Genomic DNA, 22,732 nt, shown 5'->3' on the forward strand with positions numbered 1-22,732 from the left:
GTTGAGCGCGATGGTATGGTCGCTGAGCAGTCCGGTGCTGCGATCCACCTTTGTCGAGTACAGGCGTCGCGCATCGAGGTTTCGCTTGGCACGCGTGACAAAGAACCCGCCGGCCTGATCGAGCGTGTAGAGCCGCTCGAGGCCGACTTCTGCAACGTCGCCTCGGGCTGGGAGAAGGGCATCGTCGAGAAGAACGTCCAGGACAGCCGTCGGCGGGTGTGGTTGGAGGCGACGCGGCTGCGTTGGGGCACTGTGGAGGAGCTCAACGCGTGGCTCGGTCAGCGCTGTCGGCGGTTGTGGGGCGAGTTGCGCCATCCGGAGCATTCGGCGTTCAGCATTGCCGAGATGCTCGAGCTCGAGCACGAGCGCGATCACTTGATGCCGATGCCGGTAGCGTTCGACGGCTACGTGGCGCGGCAGGCGCGCGTGTCGAGCACTTCCCTGGTGGCGATGGCACGCAACCGCTACTCGGTACCGTGCGAGTACGCAGGGCAGATGATCGATACGCGGCTGTACCCGACGCGGGTGAAGGTGGTGATGGCCAACGCGGTGGTTGCCGATCACGCGCGCCTGTCCGACGAGGGTCGCACCCAGTACGACTGGCAGCATTATGTGCCGCTGCTGGAACGCAAACCCGGGGCGCTGCGCAACGGGGCGCCGTTCGCCGACCTGCCCGTGCCGCTACAGCAACTGCGCCAGGCACTGCTGCGCGAGAGCGGCGGTGACCGGGTGATGGCGCAGGTGCTCGCGCTGGTGCCCAAGATGGGACGAAGGTATGATCGGGGAAGGGTAGGTCGCGGCAGTCGCCTTGCTTGAATTCGACGCATTCACCGAGACCGCCTTCGTCTGCAAGTCGACGAGCGATTGTGAGCAGGGCGGCACTCGCATCGTTCCGATGACCCGTCCGCCGGGCGTAATTCGCTTCGCCAGCGCCCGGGTCACCGCGCCGCTGCCACAGCCGACCTCGAGCACCCGCTCCCCCGGCCGTACGCCCAGCAGGCCGACATATTCCTCGCGAGCCGCAATTTCATCGTCTGCTCGAGCGCGAAGCTCCAGCCGCTCGGCATGTTCCTGCGCTTGGGCGTCATCGATTCGTTTGCTATCCCGCCACGGGCTGAGCAACCCGAAGTCGGATTTTGCGTCAGGGTGCGTGGGCATTCGAACTTGAACTGTGTAATGCACGGTATTGGAGGCGATGCGGGAATCCCTGATCACGAACGTGTCGACCCCGTCCTCGACGACAGCGCGATCGCAATGCGAGGTGGTCGCGAAAGACTTCCTCAGGGGATCGATTGCTTACCAAGTCTCACTCCGTGATATCGGCCCGAACTATTGGCGGCGCCGGCGCGCGGTACTTGCTCCATGCTTCCATTCCGCCGCGTAACACCTGGACCCGGTCCACACCGGCTGCGCGCAGGAGCTCGGCAGCCTTTGCCGATCGCTTATCCGTTCTGCACACAAGCACGATCTTGTTTGGCCCCCTGCACGTATCGATATGCGCCGGAAGCTCTGGGAGCGGAATGTTGCGGGCGTGCGGAACGTGACCCAACGGACCGGCGAACTCGTCCGGCTCTCGCACGTCGACGATTGTGACGGGCGCGGCCATCGAGAGCTGACGCCGAAGCTCCGGCACGTTGACCCATTCGTCCGAAGCCTTTCGGACTCGCCAGACTAGGCGCGGTGCAAAAACGACGAGCGCGAGTACCGCAAGCCCGCCCAGCGCATACTGAACGGCGCCGTTCTCCCCCGCGATCACGGCCCGGCCCGCGTAACCCAGCCATGCATATGCGGCGGATCCCGGCACCATGCAAACAAGCGTAGCCCACACATACGCCCACAAGGGGATGCGCGTCAGCCCAAGCGCGTAGTTGAGCAAATTGAAGGGAACGATGGGGACGAGCCGGGTGAGGGCGACAAAGCGCCAGCCCTCCGCTTCCGCCCCCTCTACAATGGGTTTCAGTCGCCCGCGTGTCCTGCGGGCAACCCAGTCGCCGGCAATATAGCGCGCAACGAGAAACGCGAGTATCGCGCCGAGTGTTCCACCGATGACATTCCAGGCCGTCCCCCACAACGGGCCGAACAGCAGGCCGCCGGCGAGCCCAAAGATCGACCCAGGAATGAATAGCACCGTTGCGACGGCGAAGCCAGCCACAAAGACGATCGGGGCCCAATGCCCGAGGCTTTGCAAGCTGGCCTCGATAGTTCCGAGAGAGACTGGCTGCCCGGCAAACAGCGTCCAAATCGCACCGGCAGCGATTATGGTGCCAATTCCCACTCGGGCGAACGCCCGAAGATTCATGCGACTTCCTGGCGGCGGTTGATGGGGTAGCGCCCCGGTGTGGTCCGAAACGGCTGGAGAAGAAGCCGATAGAGTGCACTCTCCTGGGGATCGCGGAACGCATCCACGCCAACGATCATGGCGTCGTGCCCCGCCTCGGGCTGTGCTTTGTAGGTTCCGAAGAGCCGGTCCCACCAAGGCAGGTTGAACCCGAAGTTGCTCGAGGTTTCGTTATAGCGGATGGAGTGGTGGACGCGGTGCATATCGGGTGTCACCAAGAGCCATCGCAGCCAGCGCTCAACGGACGAGGGGACGGATGCGTTCGCGTGATTGAACATCGCGGTCGCATTGAGCAGTATCTCGAAGACGAGAACCGCCACTACGGGCGCGCCGATCGCCGCGACGGCGGCGCATTTGATGATCGTCGAGATGAGAATTTCGATGGGATGAAACCGAATCCCGGTCGTGACATCGAAATCGAGATCCGTGTGGTGCACGCGATGAAGCCGCCAGAGCGTCGGTATGGCGTGAAACATGACGTGCTGGAAATAGATCGCGAGATCGAGTACCACGACCGCGATCAGAACGTCGAGCCACGCCGGCAAGGCGACTGCATTCAGCAGACCCCAACCGCCGGTGTTCGCAGCGATGGCAACGTTGACCGCCGCCCCCGGAGCGATCAGCCGCAACGCCACGACATCGACCACAAGCAGCCCGAGATTGCTCGGCCAGCGGATGCCTCGCGTCAGTATGCGGGGTCGGCGCGCTGCTACAGCCTCCCAAAGCGCAACAGCGGCGAAAATGCCAAAGAACGCGCCTAGGCGAATGACGGGTTCAAACGTGCCGAGCGCGGAAGAGGCCGACATACTTGCCTTTCGAAGGCCGTACACTAGACAGGTAAGTAGTAAACGCTATAATCAATAGTTCTATTGAATACTAGTCCGTAGGACTTACGATGTCAACCAACCCCAAACGGGACATCTTTGTGCAGCTCGCGCGCGTGGGCACGGCGCTTTCGAGCCCCCTTCGAATCGAGTACCTCGAACTTCTGGCGCAAGTCGAACGCAGCGTCGAGCAACTCGCGAATCTAACCGGCACGACGGTCGCCAATACTTCTCAGCATTTGCAGAAGCTGCGCCAGGCGGGGCTGATCGTGGGCCGCAAGGAGGGCCTCTACGTCTTTTACCGACTCGCCGGCGATGAGGTCGTGGATCTGCTCGCGAGCCTGAGCCGCGCGGGCGAGTCACATCTGGCCGAGATCGAGCGCATTGTTCGGCTCTACTTTTCGCAGAAGGATGATCTCGAACCGGTGCCGGCGAAAGAGTTGTTGGAGCGGGCGCGCAAGGGATTGGTGACCGTACTCGACGTGCGGCCTCCAGAAGAATTCGCCGCAGGACATCTGCCAGGCGCGGTCAACATTCCGGTGCGCGAGCTCGAGAAGCGGCTCAAGGAGCTGCCGAAAGGCAAGGAGGTTGTCGCGTATTGCCGCGGACCTTACTGCCTGATGTCCTACGACGCGGTCGCCCTGCTACGGAAGCGAGGCCGCAGTGCGCGCCGCCTAGAAGCAGGGCTGCCCGAGTGGAGGCTTGCGGGACTTCCGATCGAGCACGCCTGAGCATCGGAGGACGGGGATGACCGATCCGACGAGTCCGATTCTGGATCGCAAGCACTATGCGAGACCGTCCGTTTTCACGCCCGGCAATCTGCTGCGCGAGGCAAGGCGCCAAAAGTCCATCCCGTTCGGAAAAGTGCCGCGAATATGCGTGCTCGATCCTGACGGAGATCTCTGGCGGCAACTGAGAGATACCGGCGCACGGCGCAGTCCGTATTGGGCTTGTTATCACACCGAACTCTATGAGATCGAGCTCGGGGGCGAAACGCTCGGCGTGCTTGGGTGTGCCGTCGGTGCGCCCTTTGCCGTGCTGGTCGCCGAGGAATTGTTCGCGTCCGGCTGCGAGTTCCTGATCAGCGTCACATCGGCCGGGCAGATCGTCCCGTCGGGAAAGCCGCCTTATTTCGTCTTCATCGAGCGCGCCTTGCGCGACGAGGGCACGAGCTACCACTACTTGGCGCCTGCCCGGTACGCATACATTCCGAAGCTTGTGATGCCGCTCGCCCAGGAGGCCATGCAGGGCCTGGGCAATGCCGTCATCGGCGGCAGCTGGACTACGGATGCGCCTTTTCGTGAGACCGAGGAAGCGATTGCTCTTGCGCGATCCGAGAACCTGCTGGCCGTCGAGATGGAGGCAGCCGCGCTTTATGCCTTGGCCGACGTCAAAGGCTATTCAATCCTCTGTGTCGCCCACGTAACGAACCTCATGGCACAGCTCGAACACGACTTTGAGAAAGGTGAGCAGTCCGGGAACACTGCCTTGCTTGCCCTCATCTCAGAGCTTGTCAGGATTTGGCAGCTGTGGCACGAATCGATGCAACCATCATGACCCGATTGCGCACGACAGCCCGTCGCAGTATGCCCGCGAGGGCGCGAAGTGTTGACTTCAAGATTGATGCACGTAAAAAAGTTATTGCCGCCGTCGCGCGATTCGGCACCGTACGACGGATAAATAGGTCGCTTCCTAAGCAAGAAGGGAGGGTGACGTGGATACCGCAGGCCTGCTCTTGGCAGGCGTCGCATTCGTTGCCAGCATCTGGTTGATGGTCGAGGGCACCGAGAAGCTCACCGAAAGCTTTCTGAGGTTGTCCATAACGTTCGGCGTCTCGACCTTCCTGCTCGGCTACATCTTGAGTGGCATCGATCTGGAGAATCTTGCGGTCGGTATCGCGGGGGCCGTGGGGCAGATGCCCAGCGTTGCGCTCGGAACCGTCATCGGCTCAGCGATCTTCCTGCTGACCTTTGCCGTCGGCGCGACCGCCGTTCTTGCGCCACTTCGGACCGATACGCCTCGGCGGCTCCTTGTTCTCACCTTCCTTAGCCCCGTGCCGCTTGCCCTCTTCGCGCTGGATGGCACTTTGTCCTGGCTGGACGGGGCGATTCTGTTTGCGGTGGCTATCATTCTCATTGCGTACGTCGTGCACACCGCGTGTACCCATCCGCTGATGAAACCTAATGAACGCAAGGTGGGCAAGGCGCTGCGCCCGCGACCCGCGTGGTGGGCACCCGTGCTACTCATCGGGGCGACAGCCGCCATCGTGGTAGGCGCGGAAATATTTCAGTGGAGTGTGAAGGAGCTGCTCTCGATACTCGGTTGGAAAGTGACCTGGTTTGGCATGATCATCGTGGCGGCCGCGGTGAGCTTCGAGGAGGTGCCGCGCATGCTCGCGCCTGCGCGTGAAGGCCATGCGGAGATCAGCGTCGGCAACATTCTGGGAACGGTGTTGTTCTTTGTGCTCTTCAACGCGGGCCTGATCGCAATGACTCACCCGCTCGCGGTAGAGGCTTCCGTTCTGTGGTTTTACTGGCCCGCCATGATGCTCTCGCTCGCACTCATCATTGCCTTTCTCTGGCGGGGCCGCATCGCGCGAATCGAGGGCGGGGTGCTGCTCGCTCTGTATTGCGTCTACGTGGGCCTCGCGATAGCCACGGATCTCGGGCTTTAGCGTCGGGGCGGTCAACAAGGCGGCGCGCTCAAGATTGCTGCGACGCTACAGCGCTACAGCTTGAGCAGTCCGCGCTTGTTTAGGTAGGCACCGGCCATGCCGGCAAGAAATCCGATGCCGACATTCCAGATGCAGAAGGCAGCCGTTACAAGTGTGATGAAGCGCTCAGTCTTATTCGAGCTGAAATCGCACGACCCAAGCGCGAGTTGTGCTCCAGTGAGAAACAGGATGACGCCGAGGACCGCGATCGGAAAAATGCCGAGCAACGTCTGAATGGATCCGCTCAGGAAAAGTGCGATCGTGAGCAGGACGACTCCGAGGATCACCGTAGAGCCGCCCGTGCGCGCGCCGAATGCGACATGGCCGGCCATGCCTCCCGCCCCGTGGCACATCGGTATTCCACCGACCGATGCACCGAAGAGATTCAGCATTCCGGTTGAGCTTGATAGCTCGTTCTCATCGACCGGGCGATCGGCAAAGAGCCGGTTGTTCTCCTCGGCGGTAGCCATGATGGCGTTGCCTAGGGTGAGCGGCAGTTGCGGCAAGGCGAGGAACACGGCGCCAAGAAGGAAATCATGAAACGTCAACTCGGACAGGGCGAACCCCGGTGCGCGGAACTCGATGGTGATCCCGACAACTTTTTGCCAGAGCGCAGGCTCGACGATCAATCCGCACGCGGCCCCGAAGATGAGCAGCAGGAACATGGCTGGGAACTTGCGATTCGTCAGCAACAGAACCGTCCCAGCGAGACCGATGGCCGCGACCAGCCATCCGGTAGCCATCATCTTGATGCCCTCGATCATGAAGGCCATGCCCAGGCCGAGCACGATCCCCGTCACGACAAAATGCGGAACCCAGGCGGCCACGCGCCGAGCTGTGCCGGTCAGGCCGAGCAGCAACCAGATGATTCCGGTGGCAAGGCCGGCGCCGACGACCGCGGCTGGCGTGATGACCGCTGTCTGAGCCGCTTGCGTAGCAGCCACAGCACCTGCCGCCTTCATGGGTTGAACGGGCATCGGCGTTCTATAGTAGGCGCCGCAAATAATCAAAGCGACACCGAATGCGAAGAGGATTCCGAACGGATCCATCCCTACCATGCCGATGTAGGCCACCACGAACGGAATGAGCGTTCCTAGATCGCCGAACGCTCCGGCCCACTCCATTCGGTCGTACCGATTGACCGCAGCAACCGGCGGCCTCTGGGCGGGTTGAGCAGGCTGCATAGGACGGTCGCTCATGGCAGATCTATAGCAGGGGCAGCGCCGCAGCGTCGATTATCGTCGGACCGCTACAACTCTACTCCGGTGAGCACGCTTACGGGTGATGCATAGCGCGGGCCGAAGTGAAGTCGCGACCACGCCGCATGCGCCGGCTTGTCGCACGGTGGACTCTCCTTGGAGCCCGCAACAGTCGGGTAGAATGGTGGCCATGCGCCGTCTGCTCGCCATGCTGCTGATGCTCGTCGTACCGGCTCAGTTCACCTGGACTGCGTTGGCCAGCATCGATGGCCATGTGCACGGCGATGTCGCTGTGCTCGGTTTCCACACGCATGACGGGGAACATGGTCACCATCATGGCGAACATGGTCACCCTCATGACTCGCCAGCGGCGGACGACGAGCCGGACGGCGGATTCGAATATGCAGCCGAGTATCCGTCCATCGAGTCCAGCAGCCAAGACAAAAGCGAGCCCGACCAGTCCGGCGGGCACTATCATCCTATCCTGGCATCTCTTGTGATGAACGCCATGTCGGCGCTCGGCGCTTCGCCATCGGGCGGTCCGCCCGCCCGACCGCCTGCTACCTTGACTTCCCATATCCCGCCACTGTTCGACTGGCCTCCATCGGCGCGCTCGTAGCGCCGGCGGGTCCATACTTTCCGGGTGCTGCCTCCTGCAGCGCCCGATGTCGCCCTGCCGGACCTCGTTCCATTGTTGCGTTGTCACGAGGAATCCGATGCGACGCCTTCCCTTACTCTTGCTCTTGGTATTGCCATCTGCTGCAGCATGGGCACAAACAGCGCTGATCGAAGCCGAGGCGGTGCGTCTTGGGCTGTCACGGGCCGCGCTGTCCGACTGGGCGCGCGCGAGCGTGGAGGCGGCTCAAGCCGATGTGGTCGGTGCGGGCCAGCTTCCGAATCCAACGCTCGGCTACAGCCGCGAGCAGACCGGCCGATCACCGCGCTCGGTCGAGCAAAGTCTGCACATCGCACAGACGTTCCAGCTTTCGGGACGACGCGAACTTAGCCAGCACGCGGCCGGCCGCCGGGTCGAGGTCGCAACGGCAGAAATCGACCTGCGGCGCGCTGAAGTCGCAGCCGAGATCCGACAGCGATTCCATGAGGCGCTGCTCAAGCAGCAACTCGTTGGCGCAATCGAGACATGGGTCGAGCGCTTCACCCGGGCGCACGCCGTGGTCGAAAAGCTGGCGAAGGCGGGAGAAGCGTCCGGGTACGACCGCAGGCGGCTCTACCGAGAGCGGGAAGGGGCAAGGGCGAAGCTCGCGATCGAATCCGCGGAGCTGGGCCGCGCGCTAGAACGCCTAGCTGCCCTGATTGGCGCGCCGGAGCTCGCCGCGGGACAGATCTCCGGAAGCCTGCTGCCCACCCAGCCGCCCGCCCGCGAGGCTGATCTGGCGCGACTCGATCAGCGACCGGACTTGCGGGTCCTGTCTGCGCGTGCGCAGGCCGCAGATCTCGAACGACGCGCCGCGGCACTGCAGCGTATTCCAGACGTGACCGTCGGGATAGGACCGAAGTCAGTCGACAACGGGATCAGCCGCGAGCACGGGATCATGCTGACGCTTTCAGTGCCGTTGCCGTTGTTCGACCGTGGGCAGGCGGGAGAGGCGCGGGCGGCAGCGGAAGCACTCGGTGCCCGCGCCGAATACCGGCTGGCGCGCGACCGCGCCGAAGGCGAGTTGCGCGGTCTTTACCGTCAGGTCGAGCGGCTCACAGCCGCGGCCAAGGACTATCGCGCCCGGGTTCTGGCCACCACGCCAGAGTTGCTGCGAATCGCGGAAGCGGCTTACCGCGGCGGCGAGTCGACCATTCTCGAGCTGCTCGATGCCTATCGTGGCGCGCTCGAGTCCGAAACGACAGCGCTCGATCTGGAATGGAAAGCGCGCTCGGCGCGCATCGAGTACGACCTGCAAACCGGGAGCTCCGAATGAGAACGTATCGGTTTGATTACTGCCCTGCATTGGTTCTCGGCGTATTACTGATTCTCGTCGGCTGCGCCGAAGAAGGACGCGATCATGCAAAGGTCGACGTGCACGCGCATGCCACTGGCGGGCATGGTGCAGCACCCGAGAAGATCACCCACTTTACCGATCACACCGAGCTGTTCGTCGAGTTTCCCCGTTTGGTGGTCGGCGAGGCATCCGCATTCGCGGCTCATATCACTCGGTTGAAGGACTTCGCCCCCGTGCGAGCGGGCAAAGTGACTGCAATTCTCACCGGGGGAGGCCAGCCCGAGGAAAGGTTCGCCACGCAAGCGCCGACCCAGCCGGGTATCTTCCGCCCCGAAGCGACGCCGCAGCACGCGGGCGAGCGCGAGCTGACCATCGAGATCGCGATGCCGGACTTCACCGTGCGACATCTCGTGGGCCCAGTGACCGTGTACGCCGATCGCAAGGCGGCCGAAAACGCACCAGTGGATGTTTCCACCGAGGGTGATATCGGCTTCACCAAGGAGCAGCAATGGAAAGTCGACTTCGCCGTGGCCGAAGCGAGCAAGCGGCCGATTCGCAACGCAATTACGGTTACCGGCGTATTGCGGGCTCGCCCGGATGGCGAAGCGTTGCTCACCGCCCAGGCCGCCGGCCAGGTGCAGCCTGCAGGCGCCTTCCCGCACATCGGACAGAGCGTGCAGAAAGGGACGATCCTCGCTTTTCTCGTGCCGCGCCTGGGTGGCGACACCGACTTTGCATCGCTGCAGGCGGCCGCGCGCAGAGCGAAGGTAGAGTTCGACCAGAGTGTGCGCGAACGCGTCCGCCTGGAGGGGCTCTTCCGCGACGAAGCCGTACCCGAGAAGCGCTTGCTCGCCGCCCGTTCGACCGAGGAGTCGGCGCGCATCGAGTACGAAGCCGCGCAACGACGACTCGGACAGTTCGCTGGTGCCGAGGGCGGAATACCGCTTCGGGCACCCATCTCCGGCGCCATGGCCGATGTACGCGTCTCGCCGGGCGCGTTCATTCAGGAGGGACAACTGCTGTTCCACATCGCTGATGACCGCACGATCTGGCTTGAATTGCGAGTGCCGGAGTCCGAAGCGGCGCGTGTGGCCGTACCAACCGGTGCCGGCTTCCAGGTCGATGGCATCACGCAAGACTTCCAGGTGCTCGTGGGCAAGAACGCCCGGCTGATCGGCTCTGGTGCGCTCGTGGATTCGACGACGAGGACCGTCCCGGTCACCTTCGAGATCGCCAAACCCCACCCGGGGTTGCGCATCGGCATGGCAGTAAAGGCGCGCATATTCGTGGGCGATGCTCGTCCAGTGCTTGCCGTGCCGGCCGACGCCGTCGTGGACGAAAGTGGTGTGGCGGTCGTGTTCGTGCAAACCGGTGGTGAATCGTTTCAGCGGCGACCCGTGCGCACGGGGGCTCGCGATGGGGACTGGATCGAGATTCTCGACGGCCTGGACGCCGGACAGCGCGTGGTGACCCGCAGCGCCTACCTGGTCAAGCTTGCTGCAACCCGGTCCGGCGAGATCGGTCACGGCCACGCACACTGAGCCGGAACCATTGCCATGATCGGACACGTCATCGCATGGTCGCTGCGCAACAAGCTGTTCGTCGTGGCGGCAAGCATTCTGTTACTCGCCTGGGGAGGATGGCAGGCGACGAAAACACCGGTGGACGTGTTTCCGGACCTCACTGCGCCGGCCGTCACCGTGGTTGCCGAGGCTCACGGCATGGCACCGACCGACGTGGAAAGCCTCGTCACGTTGCCGATCGAATCGGCATTGAACGGTGCGCCGGACGTTCGCCGTGTCCGGTCGGCGACCAAGATCGGCCTTTCCGTCGTGACGGTGGAGTTCGAATGGGGTACGGATCCTTATCGGGCTCGGCAAGTGGTCGCGGAGCGCTTACAGATCGCGCGGGCAGCACTTCCGGCCGACATTCCTGCCCCCACGATGACACCGGCTGTCTCGATCATGGGGGAGATCCTCTTCATCGCGCTGCACTCCGACAAGCACTCCGGAATGGAGCTGAGGAAGGTCACCGAGCAAGTGCTCAAGCGCCGCATCCTTGCAGTCTCCGGAGTGGCCGAAGCGCTCGTGATCGGCGGCGATACGCAACAGTTTCAAGTCACCGTCAAGCCCGATCGCCTCGCCGCCTTCGGCTTGACGCTCGACGAGCTGACGCAGGCGCTGCGCGATGCGAACCAGAATGCCTCCGCCGGCTTCTACGTTGCGTCCGGCCAGCAGTATCTGATCCAAGGGTACGGCCGGATCACCTCGCTCGATGACATCGCCAATACCGCCATAGCGGTACGGGCGGGGCAGCCCATCCTCGTGCGACACGTGGCTGATGTCGGCATCGGCGCCGCACCGAAGCGTGGCGTCGGGTCGCACAACGCCAAACCGGCCGTGATCTTGGGCATTCAGAAGCAGCCCGGCGCCAACACGCTCGATCTCACCGAGCGGCTGGATCGTACCCTGGAGGAAATCCAAACCGGACTGCCGGAAGGCATGCGCATCGAGCGGCACATCTTCCGGCAAGCGGACTTCATCACCGTCTCGATCGACAACCTGCTGGAAGCATTGCGCGATGGTGTGATTCTGGTGGTTGCCATAGTCTTTGCATTTCTGCTCTCCATTCGCGCAACGGCCATAACGTTACTCGCGATCCCCTTGTCCCTGGTCGCCGCGATCCTGGCGATGAAGGCGCTCGGAGCAACCATCAATACGATGACGTTGGGAGGCATGGCCATCGCACTCGGTGCGCTGGTGGACGACGCGATCATCGTGGTGGAAAACATCGTGCGCAGACTGCGGCAAAACCGGGCTAAAGCGCCCGAGGCGCAAGTTTCTTCCACGCGCGTGGTGTACGAGGCGACGAAGGAAATCCAGGGCTCCATCGTCTTCGCCACGCTCATCATCATGCTCGTCTTTCTCCCCTTGTTCTTCCTATCCGGGGTCGAAGGCCGGCTCATGGCCCCTCTGGGTTTAGCCTATGTCGTATCGCTCGCCGCCTCGCTCGTGGTGGCGATTACGGTCACCCCGGTTCTGTCTGCGCTGCTACTTCCCGGCTCGCGGACCGTGCAGCGAAACGTCGAACCGCGATTCATCCATGCGCTCAAAGCCGGATACCGGCGGATGCTGCGCACGACCGTTCTGCGCTGGAAGACCATTGCGGTCCTCGGTGCACTGGCGCTCGCTGCGTCCCTGTTCGGATTGACCTATGCCGGCCGCGCTTTCCTGCCCGATTTCAATGAAGGCACATTGACGGTGAGCACCTCGACCTTACCGGGGACTGCGCTGGAAGAGTCGGACCGGATCGGCAAGATGGTCGAGCAGATACTGCTCTCCCATCCCGAAGTCCTCGCCACGGCGCGACGAACCGGCCGCGCGGAGGGCGACCCGCATGCGATGGACGTCTTTGCCTCCGAGATGGAAGTGACGCTCGAGATGCGCGATCGAAGCAAGGAAGCCTTTCTCGCCGCCTTGCGGGCCGATCTCGCCGCCGTCCCCGGCACCCAGGTGATCGTCGGACAACCGATTTCCCATCGCATCGATCACATGCTCTCCGGCAGCCGATCGAATATCGCGGTGAAGATCTTCGGACCTGACCTGAACGAACTGCGCCGGCTTACGGAGCAGATCAAAACCCTGGTTCAAGTGGTGCCGGGGGCCGTCGATGTCTCCGATGAGCAGCAAAGCGATATTCCGTTCCTGACGATGCGATTCGACCGCGTGGCACTCGCGCGGCACGGCCTGAGCGTCCGCCACGTTTCCGAAGCGATTGAAGCCGCATTCGCCGGGTTGCCGGTCACCCGAATTCAACAGGGCCAGGCAAGCTTCGATCTCGCCGTGCGTTTCGATCCTGCCGTTCGCGGCAACCTCGATACGATCCGGGCTACGCTGATCACGACCCCCGCCGGAGGCCGGATACCGCTGTCGGCGCTTGCAGACATTCGTAACGACCGCGCACCGTATTACATCAGCCGCGAAAACGTGCAACGCAAGATGGTGGTGATGGCGAACGTCGCTGGCCGGGACTTGGCAGGTGTGGTCGACGACATTCGCAACCAGGTATCGGAGCGGGTGAAGCTTCCGGCCGGATACCACGTGGAGTACGGTGGTCAGTTCGAAAGCGCCGAGGATGCCGCCCGCATGCTGTTTATCCTAGGTGCCGTTGTAACCGCCGGAATCTTTCTATTGCTTTTCGTCGCGTTTGGCACGGCGCGCGATGCGTTGCTGGTGATGCTCAATCTGCCACTGGCGATGATTGGCGGCGTCATCGGCGTGTTTGCCGCCGGCGGCATCCTGTCCGTGGCCTCCATCATCGGATTCATCACGCTCTTCGGTATTGCCACCCGAAATGGCGTCATGATGATCGCGCACATTCATCACCTGGTGGAGCACGAAGGGATTCGAGATACCATTCTCGCGGTCACCTGCGGCGCCGAGGAGCGGCTTGTTCCCATTCTCATGACTGCACTTGCTGCTGGGCTCGCCTTGGTTCCGCTGGCGCTGGCCGCTGGCGAGCCGGGAAGCGAAATCCAGGCGCCCATGGCCATCGTGATTCTCTTTGGGCTGGCTAGCTCTACGGTGCTCAACATGGTCGTCGTACCCGCCCTCTACTTGCGTTTCGGCGCCGTGCGCACACTGATCGCCCGGGAACCCCCGCCGAACCGGCGACAAGCGGATGCTCTGATCCTACCGACGGAGTCCTGATATGACGCTCTGGAGACTGGTGCTTATCTTGGGTGGCGCCTCACTGCTCGCCGCGTGCGGGCCGCATGTGTACATGCTCGTGCCGAGCGATGCCCATGCAGGTCAGCTGCATCACGATATCTACGGTCCGGAGAAACTGTCCGTCACCTACGCGGGCAAGACGTATTCCGGTGATTTCGAGACGACGCGTTCGCATCACATTCATGGTCGCCACCGGCGGCACTTGGGATGGATCGCCGACGCACAACTTATCGAGCGTTCCCTATTTCATGTCACGCTCGTCCCTCACCCCCAACCCCTCTCCCGGGGGGAGAGGGGAGCGTCGCGTCCGTATTGGACTGTCGTCCAATACGGAACGATCAATAGCACCAACGACGGTGCCAATTTGGACTGCCATCTCGAATGGCCCTACGCAGGTAAACCCGCTGGCACCTGCGAGGAACCGACCGGCAAGTCCTTCGCAGTCCGCTTCGAATAATTGATCCACCGCTTCAAGGAGAGCCTATGTTCCGTCCATCAGCCGCGTTCATTCTGGTCGCGGCACTCATGTCCGAGCCGTTGTTCGCTGCAGAACACGGCCACTCGCACGGGCCCCGTTACGGTGGCGTTGCGCGTGAAGTCGGAGAAGTGACATACGAGCTGGTCGTGAAGCCGGATGCAATGACCCTGTACGCATCGGACCACGGCAAGCCGGTCCCGATGCGTGAGGCAAGCGCCGAAGCGACCGTTTACGCAGGCAACGACCGCACTACGGTCAAGCTCGCGCCGACCGACGAGAACACGCTGGCGGCAAAGGGAAACTTCAAGAGCGGAGTCGGCGTGCGCGTCGCGGTGAACGTCATGCGACCGGGGCAGAAGGACTTGCGACTGACCTTCAACCTCAAGTAGGCATTCGATTCAAGAACCGAGCGTGCTTTACCCCAGCGTCTCGACATGAGCCTGCTACGCGACCCGGGAGTCGCGGCGGCCCTGGCCGCTGCCGCTCTGTTCGGGGCCGGAACACCGCTCGCCAAGGTGCTGCTGGACGCAGTAAGCCCGTGGCTGCTCGCTGGCGTTCTGTACCTCGGCTCCGGAATCGGATTGGCCATTTGGCGCTGGTCTCGTGGCAGACCAACCGTCCGTCTCGCCCGCAATGATGTCGCCTGGCTCGCCGGAGCGGTTTTTTTCGGCGGTATGGTCGGTCCGGTTCTCCTAATGTGGGGGCTCGCCCACACCGGGGCCGCCACCGCTTCTCTCCTCCTCAACGCCGAAGGCGTCTTGACGGCTCTCCTCGCCTGGTTCGTGTTTCACGAGAATTTCGATTGCCGCATTGCCCTCGGCATGGCGTGCATCGTAGCGGGGGCAGTCGTGCTTACCTGGCAACCGGGCGGCTCTCCGGAAGGAGATCCTGGTTCTCTCTGGCCGTCCATTGCGATCATCGGTGCATGCTTTGCCTGGGCCGTAGACAACAATCTGACCCGCAACGTCTCTCTCGCCGACGCCACCTTCGTCGCGATGGTGAAAGGGTTGACCGCCGGCATCACGAACGTCGCCATCGCCTTCGCCTCCGGTGCCGCCGTTCCCACGGCTCTCGCGATGCTCTCGGGCGGGGTGCTCGGGCTCCTGAGTTACGGCGTCAGTCTCGTTCTGTTCGTCATTGCGCTTAGACATCTGGGTACGGCGCGCACGGGCGCGTACTTTTCGATGGCACCGTTCGTGGGAGCCGTAATCGCGGTGACATTTCTGGGCGAACCGATCAGGGTCTCGCTGGGGATCGCCGCGCTACTGATGGGCGTGGGTGTGTGGCTCCACCTCACCGAGCGGCACCTTCATGAGCATCGTCATGAAGCAATGGAGCACGAACACGAGCACGAGCACGAGCATGATGCGCATCACCAACATGCCCATGATGAACCGATTGAACCGGGCGTGCGGCACCGGCACCTTCATCGGCACGAGCTTCTAACCCATTCCCATGAGCATTATCCTGATGCACATCATAGGCATCGACACTAAAAACCCTTGAGAACTCCCCTCTCACCCACTTATGTCAGCTCTTCCGGGGGCTTCACATTACGGCAGGTGAAGAGCAACATGAAGTCGTACGTGATCTTCAGACACCCGGCCACGATTAGGGGCACCCCGAAGCTCGATATCGCCAGCAGATAACCCGCTACGAGCGGACCGGCGGCGGATGCGAGGGTGCGCGGCACCGTGGTGACGCTTGCGGCTGCGGGTCGTTCCTCCGGCGGAACGATCGCCATGACGTAGGATGTCCGGGTCGGCACGTCCATCTGCGACAAGGCGCTGCGTGCGAGCAGCATCGCAATGGCCCAGCCCAGGGTTGGCATGAACGGCACGAGGATCAGAAATGCGCTAGAGGGCATGTGCGTGAAGACCATGGTATTCACCAGCCCGAACCGGCGAGCGATCCGCACCGCTATGGGATAGGAAATAGCGGACAAAATCCCTGCCCACAGAAAGATCGTGCCCGCGACGGCGGTGGAAAGCTCAAACTTCTGGTACAGCCAGAGGACAACCATCGAGTCCAGAATGAGACCGCCGCTGAACGCATCCAGGCTGAACAACGCCGCGAGCTTGTAAACCATGGACTTGGACTTCTTCAGCGGCGCGGCCCGCCGCCGAGCTGCATGCCCTTCCTTCGGCAAGGTCGTATATACGAGCGCAGCGGATGCGCCGATCGCTGCATAAAGAAAGAACATCGCCTGCAGCGCTCCCTTCGGGTCGACTCCCGCCTTGGCCACAAGGAGGTCCGGAGCTCCGGCAGCGAGCGACCCGAACGCGCCGACCAGCGACCCGACCAGGCTATAGCGAGCGAACGCGGCCGTTCGTTCGGCGTCATCCACGTGACCCGACAACACCGCGTGCTCGAGCGGTAGAAATACGCTGGCGTCGCCCCGTGAAGGATTCGCCGTTCCGACCAACGCAATACACAGCAACGGCCAGAAGTCGGTGATTGTGGCGAAACCCACCCCAGTAGCCACCGTCAGGGCTGCGGCTGCGAGGAGCAAGGTCCGGTACTTGAAGCGGTGCGCGTAGAACCCCACCCCCAGTGTCAGCACACCGGAACCGAGCAACGTCGCGGTCGCGAGAACTCCGACATGAAAGGGGCTCAGGCCGAGGCTCAGGAGGTAGATCGGAAGCAACAAGCTGACATAGCCGTCGGCGAACGCGCGCAGCCCTCGGCTCAGCAGCAAGCGCCGCGAGACGAACCGATTCTCTGCCTCGGCGGCGTGCAGGAGGCTAGAAGAGCTCGCGCTCGATCTCAAGGAACACCATGCCTGCGTTACGCCGATGCAGCTCGGCGAAATTTTCGAGATGCTGCCAGCGGGATTGGTCGATGCGATCCGCTGCATCGGTAGGGCCGGCCCCGCTTTCGAAAAGGCGTTTCGACTCCGCTCTCAAGTGAGCAAGATAGTCCCGTGTGTCGCGATGCGCCTGAGCCAGAGTGGCTGGTGCGCCGTGACCGGGAACGATGAGCTCCGGCTGCAGGGACTCGATCCGTGCAAAAGCTTCCAGCCAGCCCTTCGTTCGGCTGATTGGCAAAACTGCTGGAAGCCGCTGCGTGTAGGCGATGTCGCCGGAAAAGAGGACTCGTTCACCGGGTATCCAGACCACCAGATCCCCCGGGGTGTGAGCCGCCCCTAGGTGAAGAATTTCGATCCTTCGCTGACCAAGATCGAGGGTCAGTCGATCCTGAACAACGCGATCCGGGACCCATGGCTCTGACCCCTGGAACCGCTCCTTGAGTAGATTGCGCAACAGCGCACGCTGATCTTCCTGTTGCTCCTTCATCAGGCGCACCGCTTCAGGATGCGCAATGAATGTCGGCTTGGCACCGAGCAGCGCCGAATTGCCCCACCAGTAGTGGCTCTGGCCGTTCAGGTTGACCACCCAGCGGACCGGCTTCGAGGTGATCAGGCGAATTTCCTCCAGGATTGCCGCACCGGTTCGCCGAGACGGTCCCGTATTGATCACGAGCACCGCATCAGAGCCGATCACGAATCCGAGGTTCGCATTCAATCCTTCGTTCTCGAACCGTTGCGGCCCGAGGTCGCCGATGATGGCGTAGGTGCCCCGGCCCACTTCCTGAACCTTAGGAAGGGTCTGCGCCTCGGAGGGCGCCTGGGCGAGCGCCAGCATGATCATGAGGCAAAACCAGGTGCCTCGAACACACGCTTGAAGTCGCGGCCGCTTGCGGGTGCTCAACTTGAGCATGCTTCAGCGGCCCGTCGTGCCGCCGAAGGCAAAATCATCGAATGCCGTGACGCTGTCCGCCTTGGTCCATACGCCGACGGACCCGGGACCCGAGATGTGCTTATCTTCGAGCTCGATGTACGTCTTGCCATTGAGCATGACCTTGATTCGTGCCCCCTGATGCTCGACACGAAGCGTATGCCACGCATTGAGAGCGACGGGCGCATCGACGTACTTCAATGTGTTTCGACGGCCGCGCTCGGTGTAGTACAGGGAAACATTGTTTTCCAGCGCATTCGCGCGGGCGACATAGTAGTTATCGCCGTCTTTCCAGCGCCAGACCACCCCACCCGCCTGATCTTCCTTTCCGGAAATAGATTTGAACTTCACTTCCACGAAACCGTCTGCGATAGCGCTGCCTTGCACGACACACCAGGGAAAGGCCCCCGACCCCGACTGCTTGAGCACATGGGGTCCGCTCGGCGCACCCGAGTCCGCCTCCACGAGCCACTTCGGTGTACCTCGACCCGTCACACCACAGGACCAGCCCTTGGGCGGGCTAGCTGCCGTGTCCCGATCGAAGTTCGCGGTATCGCACCACGCGGTCGATGCCCCCAGAACAGTCAGACTTGCGCTTGCCGTCATCATCAGCCTCCGAACGTTTGCGTGTTCGAACCAGGAACGTCTGCAGTCAGTCGCCATGACGACCTCCTTATGGTTTCGAGAAACACCTGGGCGCGATGCGTTCCAGGCAGGAATGCGTAGACTGTGTTTCTCTTCCGATCGAGGGCCAGCGTGTGCGCACCCGATTCGGTTGGCATCACGCCAATGCGTCGCATGGAATCGACATCAACGACGTCGATCACCCCGGGCTCGCCGATCGCCACGTAGAGACGGCGGCTCTGGGACTGCAAGACGACGACATCCGGCGGGCCGCTCAAAGGCACCTCGCCGAAGACCCGACCGGATGATGCTTCGATCGCGACCAATAAGCCTGCATCGCAGGCACACAGCAATCGGCCGCTCACCGGATCCAGATCCAGGCTATGCGGCCCCGCAGCAGGGATCTCGTATTCCCTATCTACGCGGGTCGGTTCTCGCGGATTAACAGCGACAATTCGTGCTGGCGCCGCGATATTGATGAAGAATCTATCGCGCACGGGATCGTAGATGCACCAGCGCGTTCGACCGGGAACGTGGATTTCGACAATCCTGATCCGCCGCTCGACATCCACGACCGACACCGTATGCGAGCCCGGAATTTGCGGATCGCCCACGTTCGCCGCGATCAAGAGCCCACGATCCGAATCGAATGCAAGCCCGTTCGGCTTCAATCCGACCGGGATCTTGGTCAGCTCGCGCTCCGCACCAACCGCGAAGAGGGCAACCGTGTTCTCGCCCCGGTTGGAGGTAAACACCAGGCCACGGGCTTCCGAAACCAGCGCGCCTGCGACAGCATTGAGTCCTGGGATGGACTCCAGGTATCGGCCGGCTGCACAGTCGATGATATCGATGGCGTCGTTCCCAGGATGCGCGACATAGAGCCGGTCGGAGGGCGAGTGGACGTCGGCATGGTCGAAGCCACCCGCACCGCGGTGCTCCGGCAAGTCGATGTAGCCAAGGGTTTCCAGGACCATGGCGGCTTATCCTCCCTGGAATGCGACCGCGGTACGCTGCGCGGCACTGAAGCGGCGATCGACTTCCTCCCAACGGACGTTCTGCATGAACGCGTCGACATACTTCGCCGCCGCTGCACCGTAATCGATGTGGTAAGAGTGCTCGTACATGTCCAGTGCCAGCACGGGAGTCGCTCCCGAGACACTGCAGGTGTGGTCCGCTGCCCACTGGTTGACCAGCTTGCCATCTCGGTGCCAGTACGTCAGAAGCACCCAGCCCGAGCCACCGCCCTGGGCCTTGCCCATTGCAACGAACTCAGAATTCCAGCGTTCGACGCTGCCGAAATCTCGAACCAGCGCATCACGCACGCTCTTTGGCATGTCCGATGCACCCAAGCCGGCGAAGTAGAGCTCATGCAGGATCATGGAGTTCATGGCGATGAGCTGCTCTCTCTTCAGCCCGTTGACCGTGAAGACTGGGGCGGCAGCGAAGTCCAGCGTCGAGAGTGAGTCTTCGATCGCATTCAGACGTTTCACCGCGCCACCGTAGTTGTTCTCGTAATGACTCACTACGAGCTTCTCGGAAAGTCCCTTGAGTGCGCTAGGGTTGCAGGCCAAAGGCTTCATCACGTAGGGCATGATCAACCTCCGAGGATCGGTTTCGAGAATTGCCAGACGAGCCCCGCCACACCGCATGCGGCGAGAACCAACATGACGTCGAGCTTGAAGCGAAATAGCGCGATGAATGCGGCGACGCCGATCACGAGGGTTGCCCACTCGAACCGCCCGGAGAAAGGGGCCGTCTCGCTCGCTTCGGGCCACAGGACGTGCCATGCGAAGAACACCGCCAGGTTGAGGATCACTCCGACCACGGCGGCCGTAACTCCGGTCAACGGCGCAGTGAACTTGATCTCGCCGTGCGTCGACTCGACCAACGGCCCACCCGCGAAAATGAAGAGAAAACTGAAAAGGAAGGTGAAGTACGTAACGACGGTCGCCGCGACTGCGCCCGCCAGGAAAAGAGCGTCCGGGCCGAAGATCTCCTTGAGCCATCCGCCGACAAAACCGACGAAGGCGACCACCATGATGAGCGGTCCTGGTGTCGTCTCGCCGAGGGCCAGGCCATCGATCATTTGCGTGGCGCTGATCCAGCCATAGTCGCCTACCGCCCCTTGGTATACGTAGGGCAGCACCGCGTAGGCGCCTCCGAAGGTCAACAGAGCAGCCTTGGTGAAGAACCATCCCATCTGGGTGAGCGTACCTTCCCAGCCGTAGGCGAGCGCTAGAGCGCCGATGACTGTGCCCCAAAGCACGATGCCAATGAGCGCTATTTTGACAAGGCGCAGCCACGAGAACAGCGCGTGCGGTGGCGTCGGCGTATGGTCATCGATCACCGCGGCCCCATAGCCTTTCTTGTAGGCGCCATGGCCGCCTCCGGTGGCAAATTTGTCGGGTCGCAGCCGCCCGCCGATGTAACCGATGATGCCCGCCACGATGACGATCGCGGGAAACGGCACGTTGAACGCAAAGATCGCGATGAAGGCCGCCGCAGCGATGCCCCACAGGTAGCCGTTCTTGAGGGCGCGCGAACCGATACGGTATGCGGCAAACACCACGATCGCGGTGACGGCGGGCTTGATGCCATAGAGAATGCCCGCGACGACGGGTACTTCGCCGAATTCGATGTAGATCCAGGAGAGCGCAATCAGGATGAAAAGCGACGGCAGCACGAAGAGCCCGCCGGCGATGATTCCTCCCCAGGTTCTATGCAGCAGCCAGCCAATATAAGTCGCGAGCTGCTGCGCCTCCGGACCGGGCAGCAGCATGCAGTAGTTGAGCGCATGCAAAAACCGATTCTCCGAAATCCAGCGTCGCTTCTCGACCAACTCCTGGTGCATGACCGAGATCTGGCCGGCGGGGCCGCCGAAGCTGATGAAGCCTAATTTCAGCCAAAACCAAAAGGCCTGCATGAACGTAGGAGCGACGGGTGCCGCCGCGACGTCTCGCTCCAAGTCTTGCTTCGCGGGTTGTGCAGTTGCGCTCACGGCTATCGTTCTCCCTGACGATTTGCTTGGATGGGGTAGCAGCCCCACATGCGAGGCGGCGCGGAAGAGCCATGCTCGCCGGTGCTCTTGCGTGGATCAAGCATGAGCGATTGCGTCGGCTGCCCACGTCGGGCGCTCAATTCTCGGTGGGTCCAGCACGAACGCAGCGAACGGCGCGCCGCGATAAAGGCGACGAGCATATGAGAAGCAGCGGTGAATATTCCTGAGTCCATGCAAATCCTCCGCGTGCAATGCACACGAAGACAGCGCTTGGACTCCCCGAGAGCCGGGAATCTTGGAATGGCGGGGAGACTGTCGGGATCCCCGCGAGGTTCGGTGAAATTATGTGCGAGCGCGCGCCTTCTAGTCAACGCACGAGGCGAAGGCGTCTGATCACTGAGTAATGGGGGCTCAAACACACCGGCGCGTAGGCCGCGGTCAATGCCGAGGCCTGTACTGGCGTCACCGCACCCAGCCATGCCGACGGCGAAGTGGCGAGCGCAGCGCCGCAGGCCCCATGTGACGCGCCCGCTAGAACATCGCAAGCCCAATGTCCCGATGTCAGCGATATGCACTCGTGGATTACGCCGGGGAATAGGGCTCGGTCGGGGCACCGATTGCCTTCCACGCCGAGTGACCGCCCGTCATGTAGCTCGCGTCGAAGCCGAGATCCCGCAGCTTCATGGCAGTCTTGCATCCGACGTGGAAGCCGTAGGCGCAGAACACGACCACCGGGTCCGACTTCGACAGCTCACCGACCCATTCCTGCATGCGCTCCGGGTCTCGCCACGTGGCCCCTTGCATGATTTCCGGTGACCGGAAAACCCGAAGCCCGCGGGCGGGCATCGACGACCTGGAGCGGTGTGCCGTTATCTAACATTGCCTTGACTTCTTCGACCCCGACCGACGGCACGTTGCCGAATTCCGGCTGCTCCAGCGGCCGCAAGCCGGTGACCTTCGCCGCGTCCTCGTAGCGCGTATAAAAGGGCTTCCAGTCGATGTTGCGCATGAAGGTATCGACATACGCCTTGGCCTTTATCGTCCACTGCACCTGATGACAACGGTGCAGTAAGACGATTGCATGTTACCCATCCGTTTCACCCGCTGTGCGGACGCTCGTTTGAGATCGTAACGTACCG

22 protein-coding genes and 1 pseudogene are annotated in these 22,732 nt (G+C 62.4%); 11 read left to right on the forward strand and 12 right to left on the reverse strand.

All coding sequences use genetic code 11. From position 1 onward, the window contains the following. Positions 1 to 138 precede the first annotated feature (138 nt). A pseudogene (locus GEV05_23235) lies at positions 139 to 756 on the forward strand (IS21 family transposase). Here the strand turns inward: GEV05_23235 and GEV05_23240 are convergent. From GEV05_23240 to GEV05_23250, 3 genes are all read right to left on the reverse strand, one after another. After that, positions 682 to 1,158: a hypothetical protein gene (locus GEV05_23240; GenBank protein MPZ46245.1), complete on the reverse strand. Its 477-nt coding sequence runs from the start codon at positions 1,156 to 1,158 to the stop codon at positions 682 to 684. The pseudogene GEV05_23235 and the gene GEV05_23240 sit on opposite strands and share 75 nt — an antisense overlap. A gap of 148 nt (positions 1,159 to 1,306) precedes the next feature. Then, positions 1,307 to 2,299, reverse strand: a complete 993-nt coding sequence (locus GEV05_23245) for a sulfurtransferase (protein MPZ46246.1) — start codon at positions 2,297 to 2,299, stop codon at positions 1,307 to 1,309. After that, a complete protein-coding gene (locus GEV05_23250) occupies positions 2,296 to 3,144 on the reverse strand; it encodes a sterol desaturase family protein (GenBank protein ID MPZ46247.1) in 849 nt (282 codons plus the stop codon). The genes GEV05_23245 and GEV05_23250 overlap by 4 nt, the downstream gene beginning before the upstream one ends. Positions 3,145 to 3,233: 89 nt before the next feature. Between GEV05_23250 and GEV05_23255 the strand changes: the two genes are divergently transcribed. Beyond that, positions 3,234 to 3,893 carry a metalloregulator ArsR/SmtB family transcription factor gene (locus GEV05_23255; GenBank protein MPZ46248.1) on the forward strand — a complete coding sequence of 220 codons (660 nt, stop codon included), beginning with the start codon at positions 3,234 to 3,236 and terminating at the stop codon, positions 3,891 to 3,893. Positions 3,894 to 3,909: 16 nt separating this feature from the next. Then, a complete protein-coding gene (locus tag GEV05_23260) occupies positions 3,910 to 4,719 on the forward strand; it encodes a uridine phosphorylase (protein ID MPZ46249.1) in 810 nt (269 codons plus the stop codon). Here the strand turns inward: GEV05_23260 and GEV05_23265 are convergent. After that, positions 4,676 to 5,077: a hypothetical protein gene (locus GEV05_23265; GenBank protein ID MPZ46250.1), complete on the reverse strand. Its 402-nt coding sequence runs from the start codon at positions 5,075 to 5,077 to the stop codon at positions 4,676 to 4,678. The genes GEV05_23260 and GEV05_23265 overlap by 44 nt on opposite strands. On the opposite strand from GEV05_23265, the gene GEV05_23270 reads away from it, so the two are divergent. After that, on the forward strand, positions 4,877 to 5,836 hold the full coding sequence (locus GEV05_23270) for a hypothetical protein (GenBank protein MPZ46251.1): 960 nt from the start codon (positions 4,877 to 4,879) through the stop codon (positions 5,834 to 5,836). The two genes, GEV05_23265 and GEV05_23270, sit on opposite strands and share 201 nt — an antisense overlap. A 53-nt stretch (positions 5,837 to 5,889) precedes the next feature. Here GEV05_23270 and GEV05_23275 read toward each other — a convergent pair whose 3' ends face one another. After that, entirely contained in the window at positions 5,890 to 7,059 is a 1,170-nt protein-coding gene (locus tag GEV05_23275) for a sulfate transporter (protein ID MPZ46252.1), read from the reverse strand. Positions 7,060 to 7,264: 205 nt separating this feature from the next. Between GEV05_23275 and GEV05_23280 the strand changes: the two genes are divergently transcribed. The 7 genes from GEV05_23280 to GEV05_23310 are packed head-to-tail and all read left to right on the forward strand — an operon-like array spanning position 7,265 to position 15,730. Beyond that, positions 7,265 to 7,693 carry a hypothetical protein gene (locus tag GEV05_23280; protein MPZ46253.1) on the forward strand — a complete coding sequence of 143 codons (429 nt, stop codon included), beginning with the start codon at positions 7,265 to 7,267 and terminating at the stop codon, positions 7,691 to 7,693. A gap of 46 nt (positions 7,694 to 7,739) precedes the next feature. Continuing rightward, positions 7,740 to 9,005 (forward strand): TolC family protein, encoded by a 1,266-nt coding sequence (locus tag GEV05_23285; protein ID MPZ46254.1) that lies wholly within the window; start codon positions 7,740 to 7,742, stop codon positions 9,003 to 9,005. Further along, positions 8,948 to 10,567, forward strand: coding sequence for an efflux RND transporter periplasmic adaptor subunit (locus GEV05_23290; GenBank protein MPZ46255.1), 1,620 nt, complete (start codon positions 8,948 to 8,950; stop codon positions 10,565 to 10,567). The genes GEV05_23285 and GEV05_23290 overlap by 58 nt, the downstream gene beginning before the upstream one ends. 15 nt (positions 10,568 to 10,582) lie before the next feature. Further along, entirely contained in the window at positions 10,583 to 13,735 is a 3,153-nt protein-coding gene (locus GEV05_23295) for a CusA/CzcA family heavy metal efflux RND transporter (protein ID MPZ46256.1), read from the forward strand. 1 nt (position 13,736) lies between these two features. Further along, positions 13,737 to 14,213 (forward strand): hypothetical protein, encoded by a 477-nt coding sequence (locus GEV05_23300; protein MPZ46257.1) that lies wholly within the window; start codon positions 13,737 to 13,739, stop codon positions 14,211 to 14,213. Positions 14,214 to 14,239: 26 nt separating this feature from the next. Then, on the forward strand, positions 14,240 to 14,623 hold the full coding sequence (locus GEV05_23305) for a hypothetical protein (protein MPZ46258.1): 384 nt from the start codon (positions 14,240 to 14,242) through the stop codon (positions 14,621 to 14,623). A gap of 45 nt (positions 14,624 to 14,668) precedes the next feature. Further along, the gene (locus GEV05_23310) at positions 14,669 to 15,730 is read left to right on the forward strand and encodes an EamA family transporter (protein MPZ46259.1); all 1,062 of its coding nucleotides are present in this window, start codon (positions 14,669 to 14,671) and stop codon (positions 15,728 to 15,730) included. A gap of 29 nt (positions 15,731 to 15,759) precedes the next feature. Here GEV05_23310 and GEV05_23315 read toward each other — a convergent pair whose 3' ends face one another. The 7 genes from GEV05_23315 to GEV05_23345 all read right to left on the reverse strand — a co-directional run bounded on the left by GEV05_23315 (position 15,760) and on the right by GEV05_23345 (position 22,439). Continuing rightward, the gene (locus GEV05_23315; GenBank protein ID MPZ46260.1) at positions 15,760 to 17,091 is read right to left on the reverse strand and encodes an MFS transporter; all 1,332 of its coding nucleotides are present in this window, start codon (positions 17,089 to 17,091) and stop codon (positions 15,760 to 15,762) included. Then, a complete protein-coding gene (locus GEV05_23320; protein MPZ46261.1) occupies positions 16,979 to 17,953 on the reverse strand; it encodes an MBL fold metallo-hydrolase in 975 nt (324 codons plus the stop codon). The genes GEV05_23315 and GEV05_23320 overlap by 113 nt, the downstream gene beginning before the upstream one ends. 3 nt (positions 17,954 to 17,956) lie before the next feature. Further along, the gene (locus tag GEV05_23325) at positions 17,957 to 18,550 is read right to left on the reverse strand and encodes a hypothetical protein (protein ID MPZ46262.1); all 594 of its coding nucleotides are present in this window, start codon (positions 18,548 to 18,550) and stop codon (positions 17,957 to 17,959) included. Between the two features lie 29 nt (positions 18,551 to 18,579). After that, a complete protein-coding gene (locus GEV05_23330; GenBank protein MPZ46263.1) occupies positions 18,580 to 19,539 on the reverse strand; it encodes a hypothetical protein in 960 nt (319 codons plus the stop codon). Positions 19,540 to 19,575: 36 nt separating this feature from the next. Next, positions 19,576 to 20,187, reverse strand: coding sequence for a superoxide dismutase (locus GEV05_23335; protein MPZ46264.1), 612 nt, complete (start codon positions 20,185 to 20,187; stop codon positions 19,576 to 19,578). 2 nt (positions 20,188 to 20,189) lie between these two features. After that, on the reverse strand, positions 20,190 to 21,593 hold the full coding sequence (gene chrA, locus GEV05_23340) for a chromate efflux transporter (GenBank protein MPZ46265.1): 1,404 nt from the start codon (positions 21,591 to 21,593) through the stop codon (positions 20,190 to 20,192). A gap of 582 nt (positions 21,594 to 22,175) precedes the next feature. After that, on the reverse strand, positions 22,176 to 22,439 hold the full coding sequence (locus GEV05_23345) for a hypothetical protein (protein MPZ46266.1): 264 nt from the start codon (positions 22,437 to 22,439) through the stop codon (positions 22,176 to 22,178). Positions 22,440 to 22,732 lie beyond the last annotated feature (293 nt).

It is taken from the genome of Betaproteobacteria bacterium (assembly GCA_009377585.1).
In the GTDB taxonomy this organism is placed as follows: domain Bacteria; phylum Pseudomonadota; class Gammaproteobacteria; order Burkholderiales; family WYBJ01; genus WYBJ01.